At 67.7% G+C, this 18,540-nt stretch carries 16 protein-coding genes and 1 pseudogene; 11 read left to right on the top strand and 6 right to left on the bottom strand.

The annotated features are described in order from the left end of the window. The first annotated feature begins 14 nt into the window (after window positions 1-14). From modB to HHL27_RS19505, 7 genes and pseudogenes are all read left to right on the top strand, one after another. Window positions 15-707: a molybdate ABC transporter permease subunit gene (modB, locus tag HHL27_RS19475; RefSeq protein ID WP_206069724.1), complete on the top strand. Its 693-nt coding sequence runs from the start codon at window positions 15-17 to the stop codon at window positions 705-707. Further along, window positions 697-1,350: an ATP-binding cassette domain-containing protein gene (locus HHL27_RS19480; protein ID WP_169495058.1), complete on the top strand. Its 654-nt coding sequence runs from the start codon at window positions 697-699 to the stop codon at window positions 1,348-1,350. Before modB ends, HHL27_RS19480 begins: the two co-directional genes overlap by 11 nt. A 222-nt stretch (window positions 1,351-1,572) precedes the next feature. Beyond that, on the top strand, window positions 1,573-2,364 hold the full coding sequence (locus tag HHL27_RS19485; RefSeq protein WP_240960061.1) for a thioesterase family protein: 792 nt from the start codon (window positions 1,573-1,575) through the stop codon (window positions 2,362-2,364). Between the two features lie 34 nt (window positions 2,365-2,398). Next, complete coding sequence (locus HHL27_RS19490) at window positions 2,399-3,637, top strand: serine hydrolase domain-containing protein (protein ID WP_169495060.1); 1,239 nt, start codon at window positions 2,399-2,401, stop codon at window positions 3,635-3,637. 77 nt (window positions 3,638-3,714) lie between these two features. Then, window positions 3,715-4,950 (top strand): annotated as a pseudogene (locus tag HHL27_RS19495) (3-hydroxyacyl-CoA dehydrogenase); the annotation flags it as partial. A 22-nt stretch (window positions 4,951-4,972) separates the two neighbouring features. Continuing rightward, the gene (locus HHL27_RS19500) at window positions 4,973-6,547 is read left to right on the top strand and encodes an AMP-binding protein (protein ID WP_169495082.1); all 1,575 of its coding nucleotides are present in this window, start codon (window positions 4,973-4,975) and stop codon (window positions 6,545-6,547) included. Window positions 6,548-6,616: 69 nt separating this feature from the next. Beyond that, window positions 6,617-7,792, top strand: a complete 1,176-nt coding sequence (locus HHL27_RS19505; RefSeq protein WP_169495062.1) for an acetyl-CoA C-acyltransferase — start codon at window positions 6,617-6,619, stop codon at window positions 7,790-7,792. Window positions 7,793-7,829: 37 nt separating this feature from the next. On the opposite strand, the gene HHL27_RS19510 is transcribed toward HHL27_RS19505, so the two are convergent. Together HHL27_RS19510 and HHL27_RS19515 are read right to left on the bottom strand one after the other, a co-directional pair. Then, a complete protein-coding gene (locus HHL27_RS19510; RefSeq protein ID WP_169495063.1) occupies window positions 7,830-8,504 on the bottom strand; it encodes a Fe2+-dependent dioxygenase in 675 nt (224 codons plus the stop codon). Between the two features lie 18 nt (window positions 8,505-8,522). Then, window positions 8,523-10,775: a TonB-dependent receptor gene (locus tag HHL27_RS19515; RefSeq protein ID WP_169495064.1), complete on the bottom strand. Its 2,253-nt coding sequence runs from the start codon at window positions 10,773-10,775 to the stop codon at window positions 8,523-8,525. A 201-nt stretch (window positions 10,776-10,976) separates the two neighbouring features. On the opposite strand from HHL27_RS19515, the gene HHL27_RS19520 reads away from it, so the two are divergent. Beyond that, on the top strand, window positions 10,977-11,381 hold the full coding sequence (locus HHL27_RS19520) for a VOC family protein (RefSeq protein WP_169495065.1): 405 nt from the start codon (window positions 10,977-10,979) through the stop codon (window positions 11,379-11,381). Here HHL27_RS19520 and HHL27_RS19525 read toward each other — a convergent pair. The 3 genes from HHL27_RS19525 to HHL27_RS19535 form a co-directional block, all read right to left on the bottom strand. Beyond that, on the bottom strand, window positions 11,359-11,853 hold the full coding sequence (locus tag HHL27_RS19525; RefSeq protein ID WP_240960065.1) for a protein tyrosine phosphatase family protein: 495 nt from the start codon (window positions 11,851-11,853) through the stop codon (window positions 11,359-11,361). The two genes, HHL27_RS19520 and HHL27_RS19525, sit on opposite strands and share 23 nt — an antisense overlap. A gap of 25 nt (window positions 11,854-11,878) precedes the next feature. After that, entirely contained in the window at window positions 11,879-14,014 is a 2,136-nt protein-coding gene (locus tag HHL27_RS19530; RefSeq protein WP_338114962.1) for a PQQ-dependent dehydrogenase, methanol/ethanol family, read from the bottom strand. 87 nt (window positions 14,015-14,101) lie between these two features. Next, entirely contained in the window at window positions 14,102-14,938 is an 837-nt protein-coding gene (locus HHL27_RS19535) for an SDR family NAD(P)-dependent oxidoreductase (RefSeq protein WP_169495067.1), read from the bottom strand. A gap of 152 nt (window positions 14,939-15,090) precedes the next feature. On the opposite strand from HHL27_RS19535, the gene HHL27_RS19540 reads away from it, so the two are divergent. Then, a complete protein-coding gene (locus tag HHL27_RS19540; protein ID WP_169495068.1) occupies window positions 15,091-16,017 on the top strand; it encodes a dienelactone hydrolase family protein in 927 nt (308 codons plus the stop codon). Here the strand turns inward: HHL27_RS19540 and HHL27_RS19545 are convergent. Next, on the bottom strand, window positions 16,009-16,539 hold the full coding sequence (locus HHL27_RS19545; RefSeq protein WP_206069726.1) for an alpha-ketoglutarate-dependent dioxygenase AlkB: 531 nt from the start codon (window positions 16,537-16,539) through the stop codon (window positions 16,009-16,011). The genes HHL27_RS19540 and HHL27_RS19545 overlap by 9 nt on opposite strands. Before the next feature lie 78 nt (window positions 16,540-16,617). Here HHL27_RS19545 and HHL27_RS19550 point away from each other — a divergent pair, with 78 nt between their 5' ends. Next, window positions 16,618-17,034: a secondary thiamine-phosphate synthase enzyme YjbQ gene (locus tag HHL27_RS19550; protein WP_169495084.1), complete on the top strand. Its 417-nt coding sequence runs from the start codon at window positions 16,618-16,620 to the stop codon at window positions 17,032-17,034. A gap of 69 nt (window positions 17,035-17,103) precedes the next feature. Further along, on the top strand, window positions 17,104-18,378 hold the full coding sequence (locus tag HHL27_RS19555) for a Xaa-Pro dipeptidase (protein ID WP_169495069.1): 1,275 nt from the start codon (window positions 17,104-17,106) through the stop codon (window positions 18,376-18,378). Window positions 18,379-18,540 lie beyond the last annotated feature (162 nt).

The following is an 18,540-nucleotide window of genomic DNA, read 5'->3' on the forward strand; positions in this document are numbered from 1 at the left end:
CGGCCTCCGCCACGATGGCGCTGCTGTCCCCCGCCGACTGGGCGATCGTCGCGCTCTCGCTCAAGGTCGGCGTCGTCGCCGTTGCCGCGACGCTGCCCGTCGCCTTCGCGCTCGCCTGGGTGCTGGCGCGCACGCGGTTTCCGGGGCGGATCGTGCTCGATGCGGTGGTCCACCTGCCGCTGGTCCTGCCCCCGGTGGTGATGGGCTGGCTGCTGCTGCTGGGCTTCGGCGCTTCCGGCCCGTTCGGCCGCGCGCTGGAAGCCGTGTTCGGCACCAGCGTGATGTTCCGCTGGACGGGCGCGGCGCTGGCCGCCGCGGTCATGGCGCTGCCGCTGATGGTCCGCGCCATCCGCCTGTCGCTGGAAGCGGTCGATCCCCGGCTCGAATCCGCCGCGCGCACGCTCGGCGCGGGGCCATGGCGCGCCTTCGCCACGGTCACGCTGCCGCTGACCCTGCCGGGCATGATCGCGGCGACGGTGCTCGGCCTTGCCCGTTCGCTGGGCGAATTCGGCGCGACGATCACGTTCGTCTCGAACATTCCGGGCGAAACGCAGACGCTGCCGCTGGCGATCTATTCGGCGCTGCAATTGCCGGGCGGCGATGTGCAGGTTGCCCGCCTCGCCGCGATCTCGGTTGCGCTTTCGCTCGCCGCGCTGATCGCGTCCGAAGCGCTCGCGCGCCGCACGGGACTGCGCCATGTCGCCTGACCCAGCGCTCAGCGTCGATATCGCCGTCCGGCGCGGCGACCGGCTGATCGAGACGCGCTTTGCCGCCACCGCCGGGATCACCGCGCTGTTCGGCCCGTCGGGTGCGGGCAAGACCAGCGTGCTCGATGCCATCGCCGGGCTGGTTCGACCCGCGCGCGGCCGCATCGCGCTGGGGGGCGAGGTGCTGTTCGACGCGGCGCGCGGCATCGATCTTGCGCCGGAAAAACGCCACTGCGGCGTCGTCTTCCAGGACTTGCGCCTGTTTCCCCACCGCACCGTGCGCGACAACCTGCTCTATGGCCAGCGCCTTGCCGATCCCGCCGCGCAGCTCCTGTCGCTGGACGAAGCCTGCGCCTTCCTCGGCATCGGCGCGCTACTTGATCGCCGCCCGCGCACGCTTTCCGGGGGGGAGGCGCAGCGCGTCGCCATCGGTCGGGCGCTGCTGCGCGGGCCGCGCCTGCTCCTGCTCGATGAACCGCTGTCCTCGCTCGATGCCGCGCGGCGGGAAGAGATCATGGTGGTGATCGAGCGCATCCGCGACCAACTCGCCCTGCCGATGGTGCTCGTCAGCCACCGCGTGGACGAAGTCGAACGCCTGGCGAGCGAGGTCGTTTCGCTCGACGTCCTCGCCGAACCTGCCTGAGCGCCGCGAGCGCGCGCCCGCACCTCGTCGCAAGGCCCGCACGCCACGTCCGCCATGCCGTAGGGGAAGGCGCGAAAACCGCAGGGACGCGTGCTTTTTTCGGTTGACCGCGGCGCCCGGTCGGCTCTTTCCTGCGTCCCAGACGGGCATGCGATGCCCCATGGGAGAGTGACTTCAAATGCTGACGAACCTTCCGCGCCCGGCGCTGCCGGAGCACGCGGAATGACCCAGACCGCACGTTCGCTGGGCGAACTCGCCGCTGCCATCGAACGCCAGGGCGATCGCTTCGTGCTGCACGGCGCGGCCGGCTGGATGCAGGGCCGCACGATGTACGGCGGCGCGTCCTCGTTCGTCGCGTTCACCGCCGCGCGCGCGGCCTTTCCCGACCTGCCGCCCTTGCGCGCGGCGCAGATCGGCTTCGTCGCCCCGGTGGGAGAGGACGTGGAAATCGCCGCCCGCGTTCTTCGCGCCGGCAAGAGCGTGGCCCAGGTCGAAACCGAGATCAGCGCGAACGGCGAACTGCTGCAGCGCGCGCTGTGGATCTTCGGCAGTGCCCGACCCGACAACGGCGGCGTGCCGCAGCGCCGCCTCGAAAGCTTCGTGCCCCACGATCAGGCGGTACCGGCCAGGTCGCACCCGGATCCTACCTTCTTCACCCATCGCATGGAACTGCGCCACGCCGCGCCCAAAGGCGAAGTGCCGGTCGGCACGATCCGCCGCTGGGTGCGGCTGAAGGATCGCGCCGGGCTCGATCCGGTGGGCGAGCTGATCGGCATCGGCGATACCCTGCCGCCCGGCGCGATGACCGCGCAGGAACGCATGGGTCCGCTGTCGTCGATCAACTGGTCGCTGACCCTGTTGACCGACAAGCCCGAAACCGACGACGGCTGGTGGCTGCTCGAAACCAGCTCGAACGCGATGGCGGCAGGCTTTTCCAGCGAGACGCTGCGCCTGTGGAACACCGACGGCGTGCAGGTGATGCACGGCCTGCAATCGGTGGCGATATTCGGCTGAATGGCCCGCGAAGGCCGGAGAGGATAATGACAGCATGACCGTCCAGCTTGCCGATCCCGCCACCCTTGGCCTCGATGCCGCCCGCCTCGCGCGGATCGCGGCCCTGCTCGACGAACGCTATGTGTCGAAGGGCAAGCTGAAGGGCGTCGACGTGCTCGTCGCGCGCGATGGGCAGGCCGCGTATCGCGCCACGCTCGGCGCAATGCGCGACGATGGCACGCCGGTTGCCGAAGACACGATCTACCGTATCGCTTCGATGACCAAGCCGTTGACCTCGATCGCGCTGATGATGCTGGTCGAAGAAGGCGCCATCGCGCTGGAAGATCCGGTGACCAAGGTCTTGCCCGAATTCGCCGGGCTTGCGGTCTATGCCGGCGGCGGCGGCGATGCGCCGTTCATGCCGGGGCGCCCCGCGCACGGCATGCGCATCGTCGATCTGCTCACCCACATGTCGGGCCTGACCTACGGCATCCAGAACCGCACCAACGTCGATGCCGCCTACCGCAAGGCGCGGCTCGATGGCCATGCCAGCCTTGCCGGCAACGATCACTTCATCGCCGAACTGGCCAAGCTGCCGCTGGAATTCGCGCCGGGCGAAGGCTGGAACTATTCGGTTTCCACCGATGTCTGCGGCGTCATCGTCGCGCGGCTTTCGGGGATGAGCCTGGGGCAGTTCTTCAAGGCGCGCATCTTTGATCCGCTGGGCATGGTCGATACCGGCTTCTCCTGCCCGCCCGAAAAGCTCCACCGCCTTGCCGATGCCTGGGCCTATGTGCCCGGCGGCGCGCCGCACCTGATCGACAAGGCCGAGACCAGCAACCTCGTCCGCGCCCCGCAGTTCGAAAGCGGCGGTGGCGGCCTGCTCTCCACGGTGGCCGATTACCACCGCTTCGCCAGCGCGCTGGTGGGTGGCGGCGCGGTTGACGGGGTCCGTCTCGTCAGCCCCAAGACGCTGGCGCTGATGGCCAGCAACTTCCTTCCCGGCGGCGCGGACCTGACCCAGATGTCGAGTTCGCTGTTCAGCGAGGCGAACAACGCCGGCACCGGCTTCGGCCTGGGCTTTGGCGTCACCATCGATCCCACCCGCGCGCTCGTGCCGGGCTCGGCGGGCGAATTCTTCTGGGGCGGCATCTTCTCGACCGCGTTCTTCGTCGATCCGGTGGAAAAGCTGCACATGGTGTTCATGACCCAGCTGATGCCTTCGTCGGCCTACCCCATCCGCCGCCAGTTGAAGACGCTGATCTATGCCGCGCTGACCGACAGCCGCGCCTGACCCGCCATTCGTCCTCCCCTCCGAAAGCAGCCCTCAGCTAACAGGAGCCAATACCGATGTCCGACCCCATTCCCGGTGCCAAGGAGCACATCGACGCCGCCCGCACGCTCGCGGCCACGATCGACGACATTCCCGCCGATACCCAGCTGCTGCCGATCGAACGCGTCGGCGTGATCGGCGCCGGCACGATGGGCGGCGGCATCACCATGAACTTCCTCACCGCCGGCATCCCGGTGACGATCGTCGAAATGACGCAGGAAGCGCTCGACCGCGGCGTCGCGACGATGCGTAAGAACTACGAAAACACCGTCAAGCGCGGCAAGATGGACGCCGCCCTTGCCGAAGCGGCGATGGGTCGCCTCAACCCCACGCTCGATTTCGATGCACTGGCGCAGGCCGACCTCATCATCGAAGCGGTCTACGAGAACATGGACGTCAAGAAGGAGGTCTTCGGCCGGATCGACAAGATCGCCAAGCCCGGCGCCATCCTTGCCAGCAACACCAGCTATCTCGACATCGACGAGATTGCCTCGGCCACCAGCCGACCGGAATCGGTGCTCGGCATGCACTTCTTCTCGCCCGCCAACGTGATGAAGCTGCTCGAAGTCGTCCGCGGCAAGGCTACCGGCAAGGCGCAGCTCGCCACGGTGATGGCGCTGTCGGTGAAGATCGGCAAGGTGCCGGTCGTCTCGGGCGTGTGCCATGGCTTCATCGGCAACCGCATGCTCTCGCCCCGCCAGGCGCAGGCCCATGCGCTGATCATGGAAGGCGCCAATTACTGGGACGTGGACGAAGCGCTGCTTGAATTCGGTTTCCCGATGGGCCCGTGGCAGATGGCCGACCTCGCCGGCGTCGACATCGGCTGGCACCGCGATCCCAACCGCATCGAGAGCTTGCGCGATGCGCTCTGCGCCGTGGGCCGCTGGGGCCAGAAGACGAAGAAGGGCTTCTACGATTACGACGACAACCGCCAGCGCACGCCTTCGGATGAAGTAAAGGCGATCATCGCCGACTTCGCCAAAAAGGAGGGCAAGCCGCAGCGGTCCATCGACAGGCAAGAGATCCGCGAACGCCTGCTCTACCCGATGATCAGCGAAGGTGCGCTGATCCTTGAGGAAGGCATCTCGCAGCGCGCCAGCGACATCGATACCGTCTGGCTCAACGGCTACGGCTGGCCCGCGTGGACCGGCGGCCCGATGTTCTGGGCCGACCATATCGGCCTGAAGACCGTGGTCGATGGCCTTGAAAAGCACGGCCTGCCGGTCGCCCCGCTGCTGGCGAAGAAGGCGGCGGCCGGGGAAACCTTCAATTAAAGACGGGAGAAGCGCCATGGCGGTGACCATCGAGGAAATCGCGGAAGCCGAATTCATGCCGCTGACCACGATCCTGCGCGCGCACGCCGCGCGCAGGGGAGGGGCGATCGCACTCGCTGACGAACAGACCCAGGTCAGCTGGCGCGATCTCGACGCCACGATCGATCGCGTCGCCGCCGCCCTGCAGCGCGAAGGGGTGGAACGGCACGAGCCCGTGGCCATCGCCGCGATGAACTCGGTCCCCACCGCCCTGGCCTTCCTCGGCGCGATCCGCGCCGGCGCGGTCGCCGCCCCGCTCACCTCGACCGCCACCGCCGAAACGATCCTCGCCATGCTGGTCGACAGTGGCAGCCGCGTGCTGTTCCTAGATGCGGACATCGCCGCGCGGCTTGAAGGGCTGGATTTCCCGGCAGGCGTCAAGCGCATCGCGCTCGATGGCGGCGCCCACGGCGTGCCCTTTGCGCAATGGATGGCGGAGGAGGGCGCGAAGCCGGAAGAACGCCTTCCCGCGCCCTGCGATCCCTTCAACATCATCTATTCCTCGGGCACCACCGGCGCGCCCAAGGGCATCGTGCAGAGCCACAAGATGCGCCACGAATACGCCCGGCGCACGATCGTCGGCGGCTATGACGACGATACCTGCGTGATCTGTTCCACGCCGCTCTATTCGAACACCACGCTGGTCAGCTTCCTGCCGACGCTCACCGCGGGCGGCAAGGTCGTGCTGATGAAGAAGTTCGACGCGCGCGGCTTCCTCGTCCTGTCCGAACGCGAACGCGTCACCCACGCCATGCTGGTGCCGGTGCAGTACCGCCGGATCATGGAAGTGCCCGATTTCGACCGCTTCGACCTGTCGTCCTACAAGCTCAAGTCCTCCACCAGCGCGCCGTTTCCCGCCTGGCTCAAGGCCGATGTGCTGAAGCGCTGGCCCGGCGGCCTGACTGATGGCTACGGCATGACCGAAGGCGGCGCGACCTCGATCCTCGTCGCCCACGCCCACCCGGACAAGCTGCACACCGTCGGCCAGCCTAGCCCCGGCCACATCATGAAGATCATCGACGAGGACGGCAACGAACTGCCCCAGGGCGAAGTGGGCGAAATCGTCGGCCATTCACCGATCATGATGAACGGCTACCACGGCAAGGACGACAAGACGCGCGAGGTCGAGTGGTACGACAGCGAAGGTCGGCGCTACATCCGCCACGGCGACGTCGGCAAGTTCGACGAGGACGGCTTCCTCATCCTGATGGACCGCGCCAAGGACATGATCATCTCGGGCGGGTTCAACATCTACCCCTCCGACCTCGAAAGCGAACTCACCCGCCAGCCGGAGGTGCGCGAAGCCGCCGTCGTCGGCGTGCCCAGCGATGCCTGGGGCGAAACCCCGCTCGCCGTGGTGGTGCTGGCCGACAAGACCGCCGATCCCGCCGCCATCCTGGCCGAAGCCAACCGCAGGCTCGGCAAGACGCAGCGCATTTCCGCCATCGAAGTGGTCGACGAACTGCCGCGAAGCCCGATCGGCAAGGTGCTCAAGCGCGAGCTGCGAGATCGCTTCGGCGGCAACCCGATCGCGCCGCAAGGTTACGAAAAGGCCTGAGTTTTCACCCGTTCCCTCAACCTCCCCGGGAAAGCCTGACCACAGGACCACCCCAAAGGAGAACATACCATGCGTGATGCCGTCATCGTTTCCGTCGCCCGCACCCCTATCGGGCGGGCCTACAAGGGCGCGTTCAACGCCACGCCCGGCGCCACCCTCGGCGCGCTTTCGCTGTCCGCCGCCGTGGCGCGCGCCGGCATCGAGGGGGCCGAAGTCGACGACGTGCTGTGGGGCGCTGCGCTCCAGCAGGGCACGCAGGCCGGCAACATCGCCCGCCAGGTCGCGCTGCGCGCCGGTCTTCCCATCACCACGTCGGGCATGAGCATGGACCGCCAGTGCTCGTCGGGCCTGATGTCGATCGCCACCGCCAGCAAGCAGGTGGTGATCGATCGCATGAACGTCGTCGCCGCGGGCGGCCAGGATTCGATCAGCCTGGTGCAGACCAAGGAAATGCGCGTGCAGCCCGATCCTTCGCTCAAGGCGATGCATCAGGCGATCTACATGCCCATGCTGCAGACCGCCGAAATCGTCGGCCAGCGCTATGGCATCAGCCGCGAAGCCTGCGACGAATATGCGCTCCAGTCGCAGCAGCGCACCGCCGCCGCACAGGCCGCCGGCAAGTTCGATGACGAAATCGTCGAAGTGACCGCCACGATGGGCGTGGCTGACAAGGCCACCGGCGAGATCTCGATGAAGGAGATCACGCTGAAGAAGGACGAAGGCAACCGTCCCGAAACCACGCTCGAAGGGCTGCAGAGCCTCAAGCCCGTGATCGAAGGCGGCATCGTCACCGCCGGCAACGCCAGCCAGCTGTCCGATGGTTCGGCCGCGGTCGTCGTGATGGAAGCCGGCCTTGCCGCCGCCAAGGGCCTTACCCCGCTCGGCCGCTATGTCGGCATGGCGGTTGCCGGCACCGAGCCCGACGAGATGGGCATCGGCCCGGTCTACGCGATTCCCAAGCTGCTCGAACGCTTCGACCTGAAGATCGGTGACATCGGCCTGTGGGAACTGAACGAAGCGTTCGCGGTGCAGGTGCTCTACTGCCGCGACAAGCTCGGCATCCCGAACGATCTGCTCAACGTCAACGGCGGCTCGATCTCGATCGGCCACCCCTATGGCATGACGGGCGCGCGCTGCACCGCGCACGCGCTGATCGAAGGCAAGCGCCGTGGCGCCAAGTACGCGGTCGTCACGATGTGCGTCGGCGGCGGCATGGGCGCGGCCGGCCTGTTCGAGATCTTCTGATCGCCCGGTCCGGCGCAGGCGGCAGAACTCTAGGGGTTCAGGCCGCCCAGCGCCGGATCAGGTTGTGGTAGACCTTGGCGAGGCGCAGCACCTCGCCATCGTCGCCCCCGCGCTCCATCGTCAGCTGCTGTATCGACTGGTCGAGGTCGAACAGCATCTCGCGCGCATCGGCATCGCGCACCAGCGATTCCAGCCAGAAGAAGCTCGAAATCCGCTCGCCGCGCGTCACCTCGGTCACGCGGTGCAGGCTGGTGCTGGGATAGAGCACCATGTCGCCCGCCGCGCACTTGTACGCAACGCGGCCGAAGCCGCCCTCGATCACCAGCTCGCCCCCGTCGTAATCCTCCGACAGAAACAGCGTCGCCGAAAGATCGGTGCGCAGCCGCGTGCCACTGGCCGGGTCCAGCCGGATGGCGTTGTCGATGTGATCGCCAAAGCCTTCGCCCACGCCATAGCGGTTGAACAGCGGGGGATAGATCGCCTTGGGCAGCGCGGCCGAAAGGAACAGCGGCGATGCGGCCAGCGCCTGCTGCACCCGGGCCCGCGCCGCCGCCGCTGCCGGGCTTTGTTCCGGCAGCTGGCGGTTGCGCTTGGCGAGCGCGGCCAGCGCCCCGCTCGTCACATTGCCGTCCACCCAGTCCGCGGCGGCGATCCGGCGCCCGAGGGAAAGCGCCTCCTCGCGCGGCAGGACCTGGGGGACGACAATCAGCATCGGACGGGACTTCCTGCCTCAGTAGCGCACGGTGAAGGTCAGCATGGCCGACCGGCCGGGCGCAACATAGGCGAACGGCGTCGCCGAACGATAGATCGCATCGTAGTAGGTCTTGTCGGTCACGTTGTTGACGTTGAGCCGCGTTTCCAGCCACGTCGTCGGCTTCCACCGCGCCACGATGTCGAAGCGGGTGTAGCCCGGCACGCGCGCCGTGCCCGCCGCGGCGGTGCCGCCGAATAGCTCGCTGCGATAGGTCGCCTGCCCGCCGAACTCGAAGTTGCTGGTCACCAGCAGCGTCGCCAGCAGGCTGGCGCTGTGCTTGGGAATGTTGGCGAAGATCTTGCCGACGTTGGCCGCATTGGACGACGCGACGATCTTGGCATCGGTGTAGGTATAGCCGCCGAACAGGTTGAGCCGTTCGAACAGCGTGCCGTTGACGCTCGCCTCGAAGCCCTGCGAGCGCAGCTTGCCGACCAGCTGGTAGGTGCCGTCACCCTGCAACTCGCGCGCGTTTTCCTTGGTGATGCGGAATGCCGCGGCCGAAAGCAGCAGCTTGCCGCCCGCCGTCTCCCACTTCACGCCGCCTTCCCACGCTTTGTTGCGCTCGGGCTGCAGGTTGACGTTGGCGGTGCCCAGGCCATCGTACCCGGCGCTGGTCGCATCGATCTGCTCGCCCGAAGGGTTCGAGCTGGTGGCATAGCTGCCATAGATCGTCAGCGCTTCCACCGGCTTGTACGTCAGCGCGCCCTGCCAGTTGAGGAAGCCCGTGTCGCTGCGCAGCGCCATCGGCTGGTTGCCGGCAAGGGCCGAATTGCCGTCTTCGGTATCGTAGTCGATCGTGAAGGTATCGCCGCGCAGGCCCAGCGTCGCGGTCAGGCCCTTGGCCAGCGTGATCGTGTCGATGGCATAGGCACCCAGCGAGCGCACCCGGTTGTGCGACACCACGCCCAGGCCCACCGGGAAGTCGAACGGGACATAGTTGTCCGGGTTCTGCAGGTCGAGCACCACACCGAAGCGGCTGGTGTAGACCGGGTTGGTTGCCGATCCGTTCGATGTCGACGTGATGGTATAGGGCTGGTTGCGCACCTTTTCGTCGGAAAAGTCGCCGCCGAACACGATCTTGTGCTGGAACGGCCCGGTCGGCACCTCGGCCACGGCATAAAGGCTCGCCGCGTAATAGCGGTTGTCGCGGTTGGAATTCTTGGGGTTCGCGGTCACCGTCCCGGCGGTCAGGTTCGGGTTTTCGGGCGCGCTGACGATATAGCGGTTGTAGGTTTCGCCATAGCGCACGGTGCCATGGATGGAGAGGCCCTCGGTCGCCTCCCAGTCCGCCGCCAGCGTGCCGACATCGGCGCCGTTCTTGATGAAGTCGCGCGCCAGGATGCCATAGAAGTTGTCGCGGTCGACCTTGGCCGGCTGCTGGATCGTCGCGTCGAACGGGTGGCCATAATCGGGCATGCCGTCCAGCTGGGTGTGGTAGTAATCGGCACGCAGCGTCAGGCGGTCGGTCACTTCGCCGGTCAGCGCGGCGGCCACGCCCCAGCGGCGCTGCCACACGTGGTCGCGGCCCGGCGTGTCCGCGTCATGGAACATGCCGTTCACCCGCAGCGCCCAGCCATCGGCGATCTTGGCATTGCCGTCGATGGTGAAGCGCTTGTAATCGTCGGTGCCCAGCCCCGCATCGGCCACCAGGAACGAACGGTCGGTGGCGGCGCGCTTGGACTGCACCGAAACCAGCCCGCCGGTGGTGCCGCGCCCGCCGTAGGTGGCGGACGGACCCTTGACCACTTCGATCTGTTCCACCGCGAACACTTCGCGGCTGGTCACGCCCGGATCGCGCAGACCATCGATATAGACGTCGTTGCGCGCTTCGAAGCCGCGGATGAAGATTCGGTCGCCGAACGCGTTGCCGCCTTCGCCGGTGCCCAGCGTCACGCCGGGGGTGGAACGGACCACTTCGCGGAACGATGTCGCGCCGATGTCCTCGATCACTTCCTTGGGGATCGCGGTGATCGTCTTGGGGGTATCGCGCAGCGGCTCGGTGAACTTGCCGTTCTGCGACTTGTTGACCTTGTACGGCGCGCCGTCCTGCGCGTTGGGATTGGCATCCTCGGCGCGCTGGCCGAGCACCACGATCTGCGGACGGCCATTGCTGTCGGCGGCGTCGGCCGCTTCTTCGGCATGGGCGGTCGCACCTGCCGGCGCCACCAAGGCAGCAGCAAGCACCGAGCCGAGCAGCGCGCCGGTGGCACGCGATTCATTGGAACGCATGGATTTTTCCCCTTGATCTTGCAGGGGCTACTATTGCGAGTCGTTTGCAATGACAAGCTATTTGAGAATGCGTCTCAATAAACCTTGTATGAACGGCCGGTGAGCGGTGAATCGCTGTGTAAGGCCCCTCGCCAGATCTGGCAGTTGCGCCGCGCGGCCCGTGCCCCCAAGCTGCGGCAAAAGCTTCCGAGGGGATTTCCGATGCAGGTCAACGCGCTCGATCACGTCAACATCATCTGCGCCGACCTTGACGCCAGCGCCGCCTTCTATGCCGCGCTGCTCGGCCTTGAACGGCGCGACGGGCCGCCGCCGTCCCGGCCCGACCAGATCCAGTGGATGCACGACCGGCAAGGGCGGCCGATCCTCCACCTCAATTCGGTCGATTGCCCGCGCGCCTACGATCGCGCCGCCGTCGCCGGGGGAGAGACCGGGGCGATCCACCATGTCGCGCTCAATTGCAGCGAACCCGATGTGGTGCTCGCGCGGCTCAAGGACATGGGGCGCGATTGCCAGCACAACCGGATCGATTCGATCGGCCTTACCCAGGTGTTCACGCTCGATCCCAACGGCGTGCTGCTGGAACTCAACTTCTGGGATGGGCAATGAACGCCGCCCAGGCGGGGGCGTGGGGATTGCTGTTGGTTTCGGGCACCCAGTGCCGCTCCATCAGCGCCCGCGCTTCGCGCTCGGCCATGCCTTGGGCGATGTGGCGGCGGTAGAAGAAGGCCGAAACCCGCCAGTTCATGATGCAGTGCACGTGCACCGGGCCGCCGGCGGCCTCCATCGCGGCGTCGAACGCGGCAAGGTGGTCCTCGCCCGGCGCGTCGAACGGCACCGGAATGTGGGTATAGCCGATCCCGGCGGCGGCGCAGCGCTCGGCTTCGTCCGCCAGCGCCTCGGGATGGTCGGCCAGCGCCAGGTTGATCACGTGCGCCACCCCGATCGCGGCCAGGCGGTCGATATCGTGCGCTTCCAGCCGGCCCGAGGTGGTGATTTCCTTGCTCAGGCGATGGAAAGCGCGGATGTCTTCGGGATCGTTGGCGGAAACGGCGGTCATGCCCGGCAGGGTGCCCGGCATGACCGTGATCCGCAAGCGGACGGGATCAGCCGCCCTTCTTTTCTTCCAGTGCCTTGTCGTCGTTGGCTCGCTTGATCAGGAACTGGCGCAGGTCCTCGGCATCCTCGGGCTTCAGCGCCGACTTGAACGAGACCATGCCGTTTTCGTGCAGCACGCCGTCGATCACGATCGACTTGATCGCCTCTTCCGAGCCGAGCGCGCCCGAATGGCGCAAGTCGGGCACAAGGCCGCCGGCGATCGCCGCGTCGCCGTGGCAGACCGTGCAGTAGCGGCCATAGAGCTGGCTGCCGCGCGCGACCTGCTCGGGCTTGCCGGTGAACGGCGGCGGATCGAGCACCGCCTGGTTGTCGGGCTTGGGCGCGGCGGGCAGCGTGCCCTTGGCGCCCAGCTTGAACACCATCAGGCGGCTGATGTTCTTGTAGGCGCCGCCGGTGTGGGCAAGGATGCCCGCCGAAAGATCCCACACGCCGCCCCAGCCGACCAGGATGGCGACATACTGTTCACCGCCGATGGCATAGGTCATCGGCGCGGCGATCACGCCGCTCTGCGTGCCATAGGACCACAGCTTCTGACCCTTGTCCGCGCTGTAGGCGACGAACTGGCCGGTGGCGTTGCCCTGGAACACGAGGTTGCCCGCGGTCGACAGCACGCCGCCGTTCCACGGCGTGGGCATCGGCACGCGCCAGGCTTCCTTCTTGGCGGCAACGTCCCAGGCGACCAGCGCGCCGACCGTTGCAGCCTTGGCGGCGGCGCGGCCTTCGGCGGGCAGCGAGGTCTGCGACGGGTCGATGCCGAACTGGTAGCCGATCGCGCTCGGCTTCCAGTCCTTGGCCGCGACATAGCCCTGCGCGGCGACGTTGGTCGGGATGTAGAGCAGGCCGGTCTTGGGGCTGAAGCTCTGGGCGTGCCACGAATGCGCGCCGATCGCGCCGGGCAGGCCCACCCAGGGCTTGCCGGTCTTGTCATAGCGCGCTTCGGGATTGATCGTCGCCTTGCCGGTCTTGGGGTCGAGCCCGGTGGTCCAGTTCACCGGAACCCACGGCGTGCCCGAAAGGAACTGGCCGGTCTTCACGTCGATGACGTAGACGTGGCCGTTCTTGGGCGCGTGGATGGCAACGTGGCGCTTCTGCCCGTTCACCATCACGTCGGCGATGGTGATCTGCGCATCGGAATCGAAGTCCCAGCGGTCTTCCGGCGTTTCCTGGAAGTGCCAGGCATATTCGCCGGTTTCGGCATTCACCGCCACGATTGAGGAGGTGTAGAGCGCATCGCCTTCGCGGCCCATCGCCGCCGGGTTCCACGGCTCGGCATTGCCGGTGCCGAACAGCACGAGGTTGGTGGCGGGATCATAGGTGATCGAATCCCACACCGTGCCGCCACCGCCGATGGTCCACCAGTCGCCGGCCCAGCTCTTGGCCGCGGCTTCCATCGCCTTGGCGTTGCGGCCTTCCTTGGCAAAGCCGTCGGCCGGGTTGCCCGGCACGGTGTTGAAGCGCCACACTTCGGCGCCCGTGTTGGGATCATAGGCCGCGAGATAGCCGCGTGCCCGGTATTCGCCGCCGCCCGCGCCGATCAGGATGCGGCCCTTCACCACGCGCGGGGCGCCGGTGATGGTGTAGTTCTGCTGATCGGGCACGACGACCTTGGAGAACACTTCCTTGCCCGTCTTGGCATCCAGCGCGACGAGGCGGCCATCGAGCGTGCCGACGTAGATCTTGTCGCCATAGATCGCCACGCCCCGGTTCACCGCATCGCAGCAGGCGCGGACCAGCGTTTCGCGCGGGACCTTGGGGTCATAGGCCCACTTGGGCTGGCCGGTCCGGGCGTCATAGGCCTTGACCATCGACCATGCGGTGGAAACGTAGATCACCCCGTCGTGCACCAGCGGGGTCGCTTCCTGCCCGCGCGCGGTGTCGAGATCGGCGTACCAGGCAAGGCCGAGCTGGCCCACGTTCTGGTCGTTGACCTGCGTCAGCGGCGAAAAGCGCTGCTCGCCATAATCGCGGCCATAGCTCAGCCATTCGGCATCGGGTGCCGCGGCGATCATCGCGTCGGTCACCCCGGCCGTGGCCCCGGCCTTGACCGGGTCCGCCCCGCCGATCTGGCAGGCGGCGATGGCCAGCGCCACCGTGGAAATCGCGACGGCCGAAAGCTGTTTCATGCGCATTGTCGGATCCTCTCCATCCGCCGGGCTTTTGCCCGGTACGTTCTTTCCCATCGTGCACCCCCGGCAGGGTGCGCGTCAGTTTCAAAGCATGTAGTAATCGCCCGCGCCGCGCACGGTGATCTCCCCGATCGAAACGCCCCAGGGCTGGTCGATCGCGTGGAGCACGGCATCGGCGATGAAGCGCGGTTCGAGATTGGCGTAGTCGATGTTTTCGGGGTTGAGCCGCGCCGGATCGATCGAACCGTCGGCCATTTGCGCGAACACGGCGTTCGCCTCGGCCGCGTTGAGCCCGAGGATGCCGGCAAGTCCATCCATGTTGACGACCGTTCCGGCCAGCCCGGTACCGGCAACGCCGGTCGGCTTGACCGTGGTCACCTTGATCTTGCCCCGCGATTCCAGCCGCAGCGATTCGCCCAGGATGTTCACCGCCGCCTTCGTCGCGCCATAGACGCCCGCGCCCACGGTCGGAAAATTGCCGTAGATCGACGATACGTTGATCACTTGGCCCTTGCCGCCCGCGATCATCGGGTCATAGGCGGCGACCATGCCGTTGAGCACGCCCTTGAAGTTGATGTCGATGCAGCGGACCCACGCGTCATAGGCAGAGGCATGGTCGGCAAAGAACGCCAGCGGCATGACCCCGGCGTTGTTGACCATCACGTCGATCCCGCCGTGGCCGCGAACGGCGAGGTCGACGAGCGCCTTCATCGCGGCAAGATCGGTCACATCGGTCGCCAGCCCCTGCGCGGTGCCGCCGTGCCCACGGATTTCGGCGACCGTGGCATCGAGCGCTTCGCCGTTGATATCGCCCAGCGTCACCTTCGCCCCGCGCGCCGCCGCCTTTTCCGCGACCAGCTTGCCGAAGCCGCCGCCCGCACCGGTGATGACGATAGACTTTCCGGCGATTTGGTCGGCCACGGGATTCCTTTCAGGGTGCTTGTTTAATCCATCAGTTAAATCGGTTGCAGGCGCTCGGCAAGGGGAACCTAGGGTGTGCCCAAGGGCAGCATTGCACCGCTTCGCCAGCACGCTATCGTGCGGGGCGACGGGCAGGCGAAGGAGCGGACACGATGTGCGATGAACTGACCGAAAGCGACAACGAGCGCTTCCTTGCCCAAGTTTATCCAGCCCAGGGACATCCGGCCCAGGGCTATCCCGTCGACCGGCGGCGCTTTGCCGCGCTGGGTGCGGGTGCGGCGGTCCTGGCGGTCGCGCCCGGTTGCGTCGCCAATCCGGCGCCCGATGCCGGTGCGCTGCCCACCGCCAGCCGCGCGGTGACGATCACCACCCCCGATGGCAAGGCCGACGCCTTCTTCGTCTATCCCAAGTCGGGCAAGCATGCGGCGGTGATCCTGTGGCCCGACATCGCGGGCCTTCGCGATGCCTACCGCACGATGGGCACGCGGCTGGCGAGCGCGGGCTATGCCGTGCTGGTGGTCAACCAGTACTACCGTTCGGCGCCTGCGCCGATCATGTCGAGCCTGTCCGAGTGGCGTACGCCCGCCGGGCAGGAGAAGCTGAAGCCGATGATCGCCGCGATCACGCCGGCGGGCACCACCAGCGATGCCGGGGCCTTCGTCGCCTGGCTCGACGGGCAGGCCGAAGTGGACACCAAGCGCAAGATCGGTTCGGCGGGCTATTGCATGGGCGGGCCGTTCACCGTGCGCACGGCCGTGGCAAGCCCCGTCCGCGTCGGCGCGGCGGCGAGCTTCCATGGCGCGAACCTGGTGAACGATACGCCCGACAGCCCGCACAAGCTTCTGGCGAGCACGCAGGCGAGCTACCTTTTCGCCATCGCCCAGAACGACGACGAGCGCGCGCCCGGCGACAAGGACGCGCTGCGCGCGGCAGCCAAGGCGGCGGGGCGTGCGGCCGAGGTGGAAGTCTACCCCGCGCAGCACGGCTGGTGCACGATCGATGCGCCGATCTATGACCAGGCGCAGGCCGAAAAGGCGTGGGGCCGGATGCTCGCGCTGTTCAAGACAGCGCTAGCGTAATGTCCTGAAGGTGAGCGACCAGCGCGTGGCGGTGGCGGGCAGGATCGAATGCTCCCATGCGCTGCGCGCGGGTCCATCGAGGCGGTAGGCTTCGCGCGGGATAAGCGGCACCTCGCACCGATCGAAGGTGCCGTCGGCGCGGCGGCGGCGCAGGCGGAACCGGTCGGGCGCGCCGAGCGAAAGGCCGAGCACCAGCCCGTATTGCGGCCGGTCGCGATGCCAGCCGATCCCGGCGCCCGGATCGTACCGGATGGCCAGCGCCTGGACGAGCGCGGCAGGATCGAGCCCGGCCCATTCGGCCATGCGGGCGCGCAAGGGCAATAGCCAGTCGGGGATCGGCGGCGCGGAGAGGACGGTGCCGCGCTGGTAGTCATAAGCGCTGCCCCACGACATGGTCAGCCGCTTGCCCAGCCACCCCTGGAATGCGAACGGGGTGAGCGGGGATGCATCGATCCCGGCGATCAGCGCGGCTTCTTGCGCACCATCGACCATGCCGGGGTGCAGCGCCATGCCTTCGGGCATTGGGGCTCCGACTTGCGCGCGGGGGCTGTCGTCGAACAAGTCTGGCTGATGCGGGGGCATCTCTGCCATATGGGGACGATGCAGCAGGCGACCACCACTTTCACGATCGAGACTCCGGGCCGGGGCCTGCACGAGATCACCGGCGTGGTGTCCGACTGGCTCGGCGCGCAGGGGATCGGCAAGGGGCTGCTGACCTTGCTGTGCCGGCACACCTCGGCTTCGCTGTGCATCCAGGAAAACGCGGCGCGCGAAGTGCGCGGTGACATCGTGCGCTGGCTCGACCGGCTGGCGCCCGAGAACGACGGCTATGCCCACGATGACGAAGGGCCCGACGACATGCCCGCGCACCTCAAAGCCCTGCTGACGGGCGTGACGCTGTCGATCCCGGTGCTGGGCGGGCGGATGGCGCTGGGGACGTGGCAGGGGATCTACCTTGTCGAACATCGCCGCGCCGCGCACCGGCGGCAGGTGGTGGCCCACCTGATCGGCGAATAGAGATTCGGCGAATAAAGAGTCGGCGAATGGAGGCTGGCGCCGGGCGGGGCGCGCGCTAGTCTGCGATCCATGCTTCGCCTGCTCCTCGCCTCGCTCGCCCTGCTGCCCGCCGCTGCGCAGGCGGAAACACTGTACGTCCGCGCCGGGCGGCTGATCGATCCGGAGAGCGGGCGGGTGCTGGCGGCCCAGGTGCTCCGGGTCGAGGACGGGCGTGTCGCCGCGGTCGGGCCCGATGGCGCGGGCGCGGTGCCACCGGGCGCCAAGGTGGTCGACTGGTCGGGCCTCACCGTGCTGCCCGGCCTGATCGACTGCCACGTGCATCTGGCCGACGTCGACCAGTCGAACAACGTGGCCGAGCCGCTGCTGCATTCGCCGATGGAGATCGCCTTCATCGGCGCGCGCAATGCGAAGAAGACGCTGCTCGCGGGCTTCACCACGGTGCACGATGTCGGATCGTTCCGCGCCTATGCCGACGTCGAACTGCGCAACGCGATCGAGCGCGGCGACGTGCCGGGGCCGCGGATGAGCGCGGTGGGCGCCTATGTCACCATCCCCGGCGGCGGGGGCGAAGTGACCGGCTTCGCGCCCGACGTGACCGTGCCCGCCGACATGCGCGCGGGCGTGGTGCGCGATGCGGCGGACGCCACGCTGGTGGTCAACCGCCTGTTCCAGAACGGCGCCGATTCGATCAAGCTGATCGCCACCGGCGCGGTGCTGGCGCAAGGGACCGAGCCGGGGCAGCTGGAGCTTTCGCCCGAGATCATGAAGGCGGCGGTCGACGTCGCCCGCCAACGCGGATCGTGGGTGACCGCGCACGCCCACGGCGCAGGCGGCATCAAGGCGGCGATCAACGCGGGCGTGCGCGCGATCGAGCACGCCAGCCTGATCGACGACGAAGGCATCGCGCTGGCGAAAGCGAAGGGCGTGTGGCTCGACATGGATATATACGACGGCGACTGGATCGCCGACGTGGGCCGCCGCGATCACTGGCCTTCCGACATGCTGCGCAAGAACGACGATACCACCGAGGCGCAGCGCCAGGGCTTCCGCAAGGCGGTGAAGGCGGGCGTGAAGTTGAGCTTCGGCACCGATGCCGGGGTCTATCCCCACGGGCTCAACGCGCGGCAGTTCAAGTACATGGTGCGCTACGGCATGACGCCGATGCAGGCGATCCAGTCGGCCACCACGGTCAGCGCCGAGCTGCTGGGGCGCAGCAAGGACGTCGGCGCGCTGTCCCCCGGCCACTATGCCGACATGGTGGCCGTGGCGGGCGATCCGCTGGCCGACATCGCGGCGCTGGAAAACGTCGCCCACGTGATGAAGGGCGGCGAGGTGGTGAAGTAGGGCCTGCCTCGCGTTCACAGAGGGATATCCGGCGGCGAACCCGGACGATAACGCCGTTGGGAAGTGTACGGACCTGCGCGACCGGCGCGGGCGCCATGCGTGGCGCGTGCGCGTGGAGGGCAAGAGGAACGCTGTGGCGAGTGGCCGGCGGGGCGTTGGCTA

The organism is Novosphingobium olei (genome assembly GCF_012927405.1).
In the GTDB taxonomy this organism is placed as follows: Bacteria; Pseudomonadota; Alphaproteobacteria; order Sphingomonadales; family Sphingomonadaceae; genus Novosphingobium; species Novosphingobium olei.

Excerpts from the sequence above, each read along its gene's own strand:
- HHL27_RS19480 (WP_169495058.1), top strand. The coding sequence starts at position 697 with ATGTCGCCTGACCCAGCGCTCAGCGTCGATATCGCCGTCCGGCGCGGC.
- HHL27_RS19490 (WP_169495060.1), top strand. The coding sequence starts at position 2,399 with ATGACCGTCCAGCTTGCCGATCCCGCCACCCTTGGCCTCGATGCCGCC.
- HHL27_RS19540 (WP_169495068.1), top strand. The coding sequence starts at position 15,091 with ATGTGCGATGAACTGACCGAAAGCGACAACGAGCGCTTCCTTGCCCAA.
- HHL27_RS19530 (WP_338114962.1), bottom strand. The coding sequence starts at position 14,014 with ATGAAACAGCTTTCGGCCGTCGCGATTTCCACGGTGGCGCTGGCCATC.
- HHL27_RS19555 (WP_169495069.1), top strand. The coding sequence starts at position 17,104 with ATGCTTCGCCTGCTCCTCGCCTCGCTCGCCCTGCTGCCCGCCGCTGCG.
- HHL27_RS19505 (WP_169495062.1), top strand. The coding sequence starts at position 6,617 with ATGCGTGATGCCGTCATCGTTTCCGTCGCCCGCACCCCTATCGGGCGG.
- modB (WP_206069724.1), top strand. The coding sequence starts at position 15 with ATGGCGCTGCTGTCCCCCGCCGACTGGGCGATCGTCGCGCTCTCGCTC.
- HHL27_RS19515 (WP_169495064.1), bottom strand. The coding sequence starts at position 10,775 with ATGCGTTCCAATGAATCGCGTGCCACCGGCGCGCTGCTCGGCTCGGTG.
- HHL27_RS19550 (WP_169495084.1), top strand. The coding sequence starts at position 16,618 with ATGCAGCAGGCGACCACCACTTTCACGATCGAGACTCCGGGCCGGGGC.
- HHL27_RS19525 (WP_240960065.1), bottom strand. The coding sequence starts at position 11,853 with ATGCCGGGCACCCTGCCGGGCATGACCGCCGTTTCCGCCAACGATCCC.
- HHL27_RS19510 (WP_169495063.1), bottom strand. The coding sequence starts at position 8,504 with ATGCTGATTGTCGTCCCCCAGGTCCTGCCGCGCGAGGAGGCGCTTTCC.
- HHL27_RS19545 (WP_206069726.1), bottom strand. The coding sequence starts at position 16,539 with ATGCCCGAAGGCATGGCGCTGCACCCCGGCATGGTCGATGGTGCGCAA.
- HHL27_RS19520 (WP_169495065.1), top strand. The coding sequence starts at position 10,977 with ATGCAGGTCAACGCGCTCGATCACGTCAACATCATCTGCGCCGACCTT.
- HHL27_RS19485 (WP_240960061.1), top strand. The coding sequence starts at position 1,573 with ATGACCCAGACCGCACGTTCGCTGGGCGAACTCGCCGCTGCCATCGAA.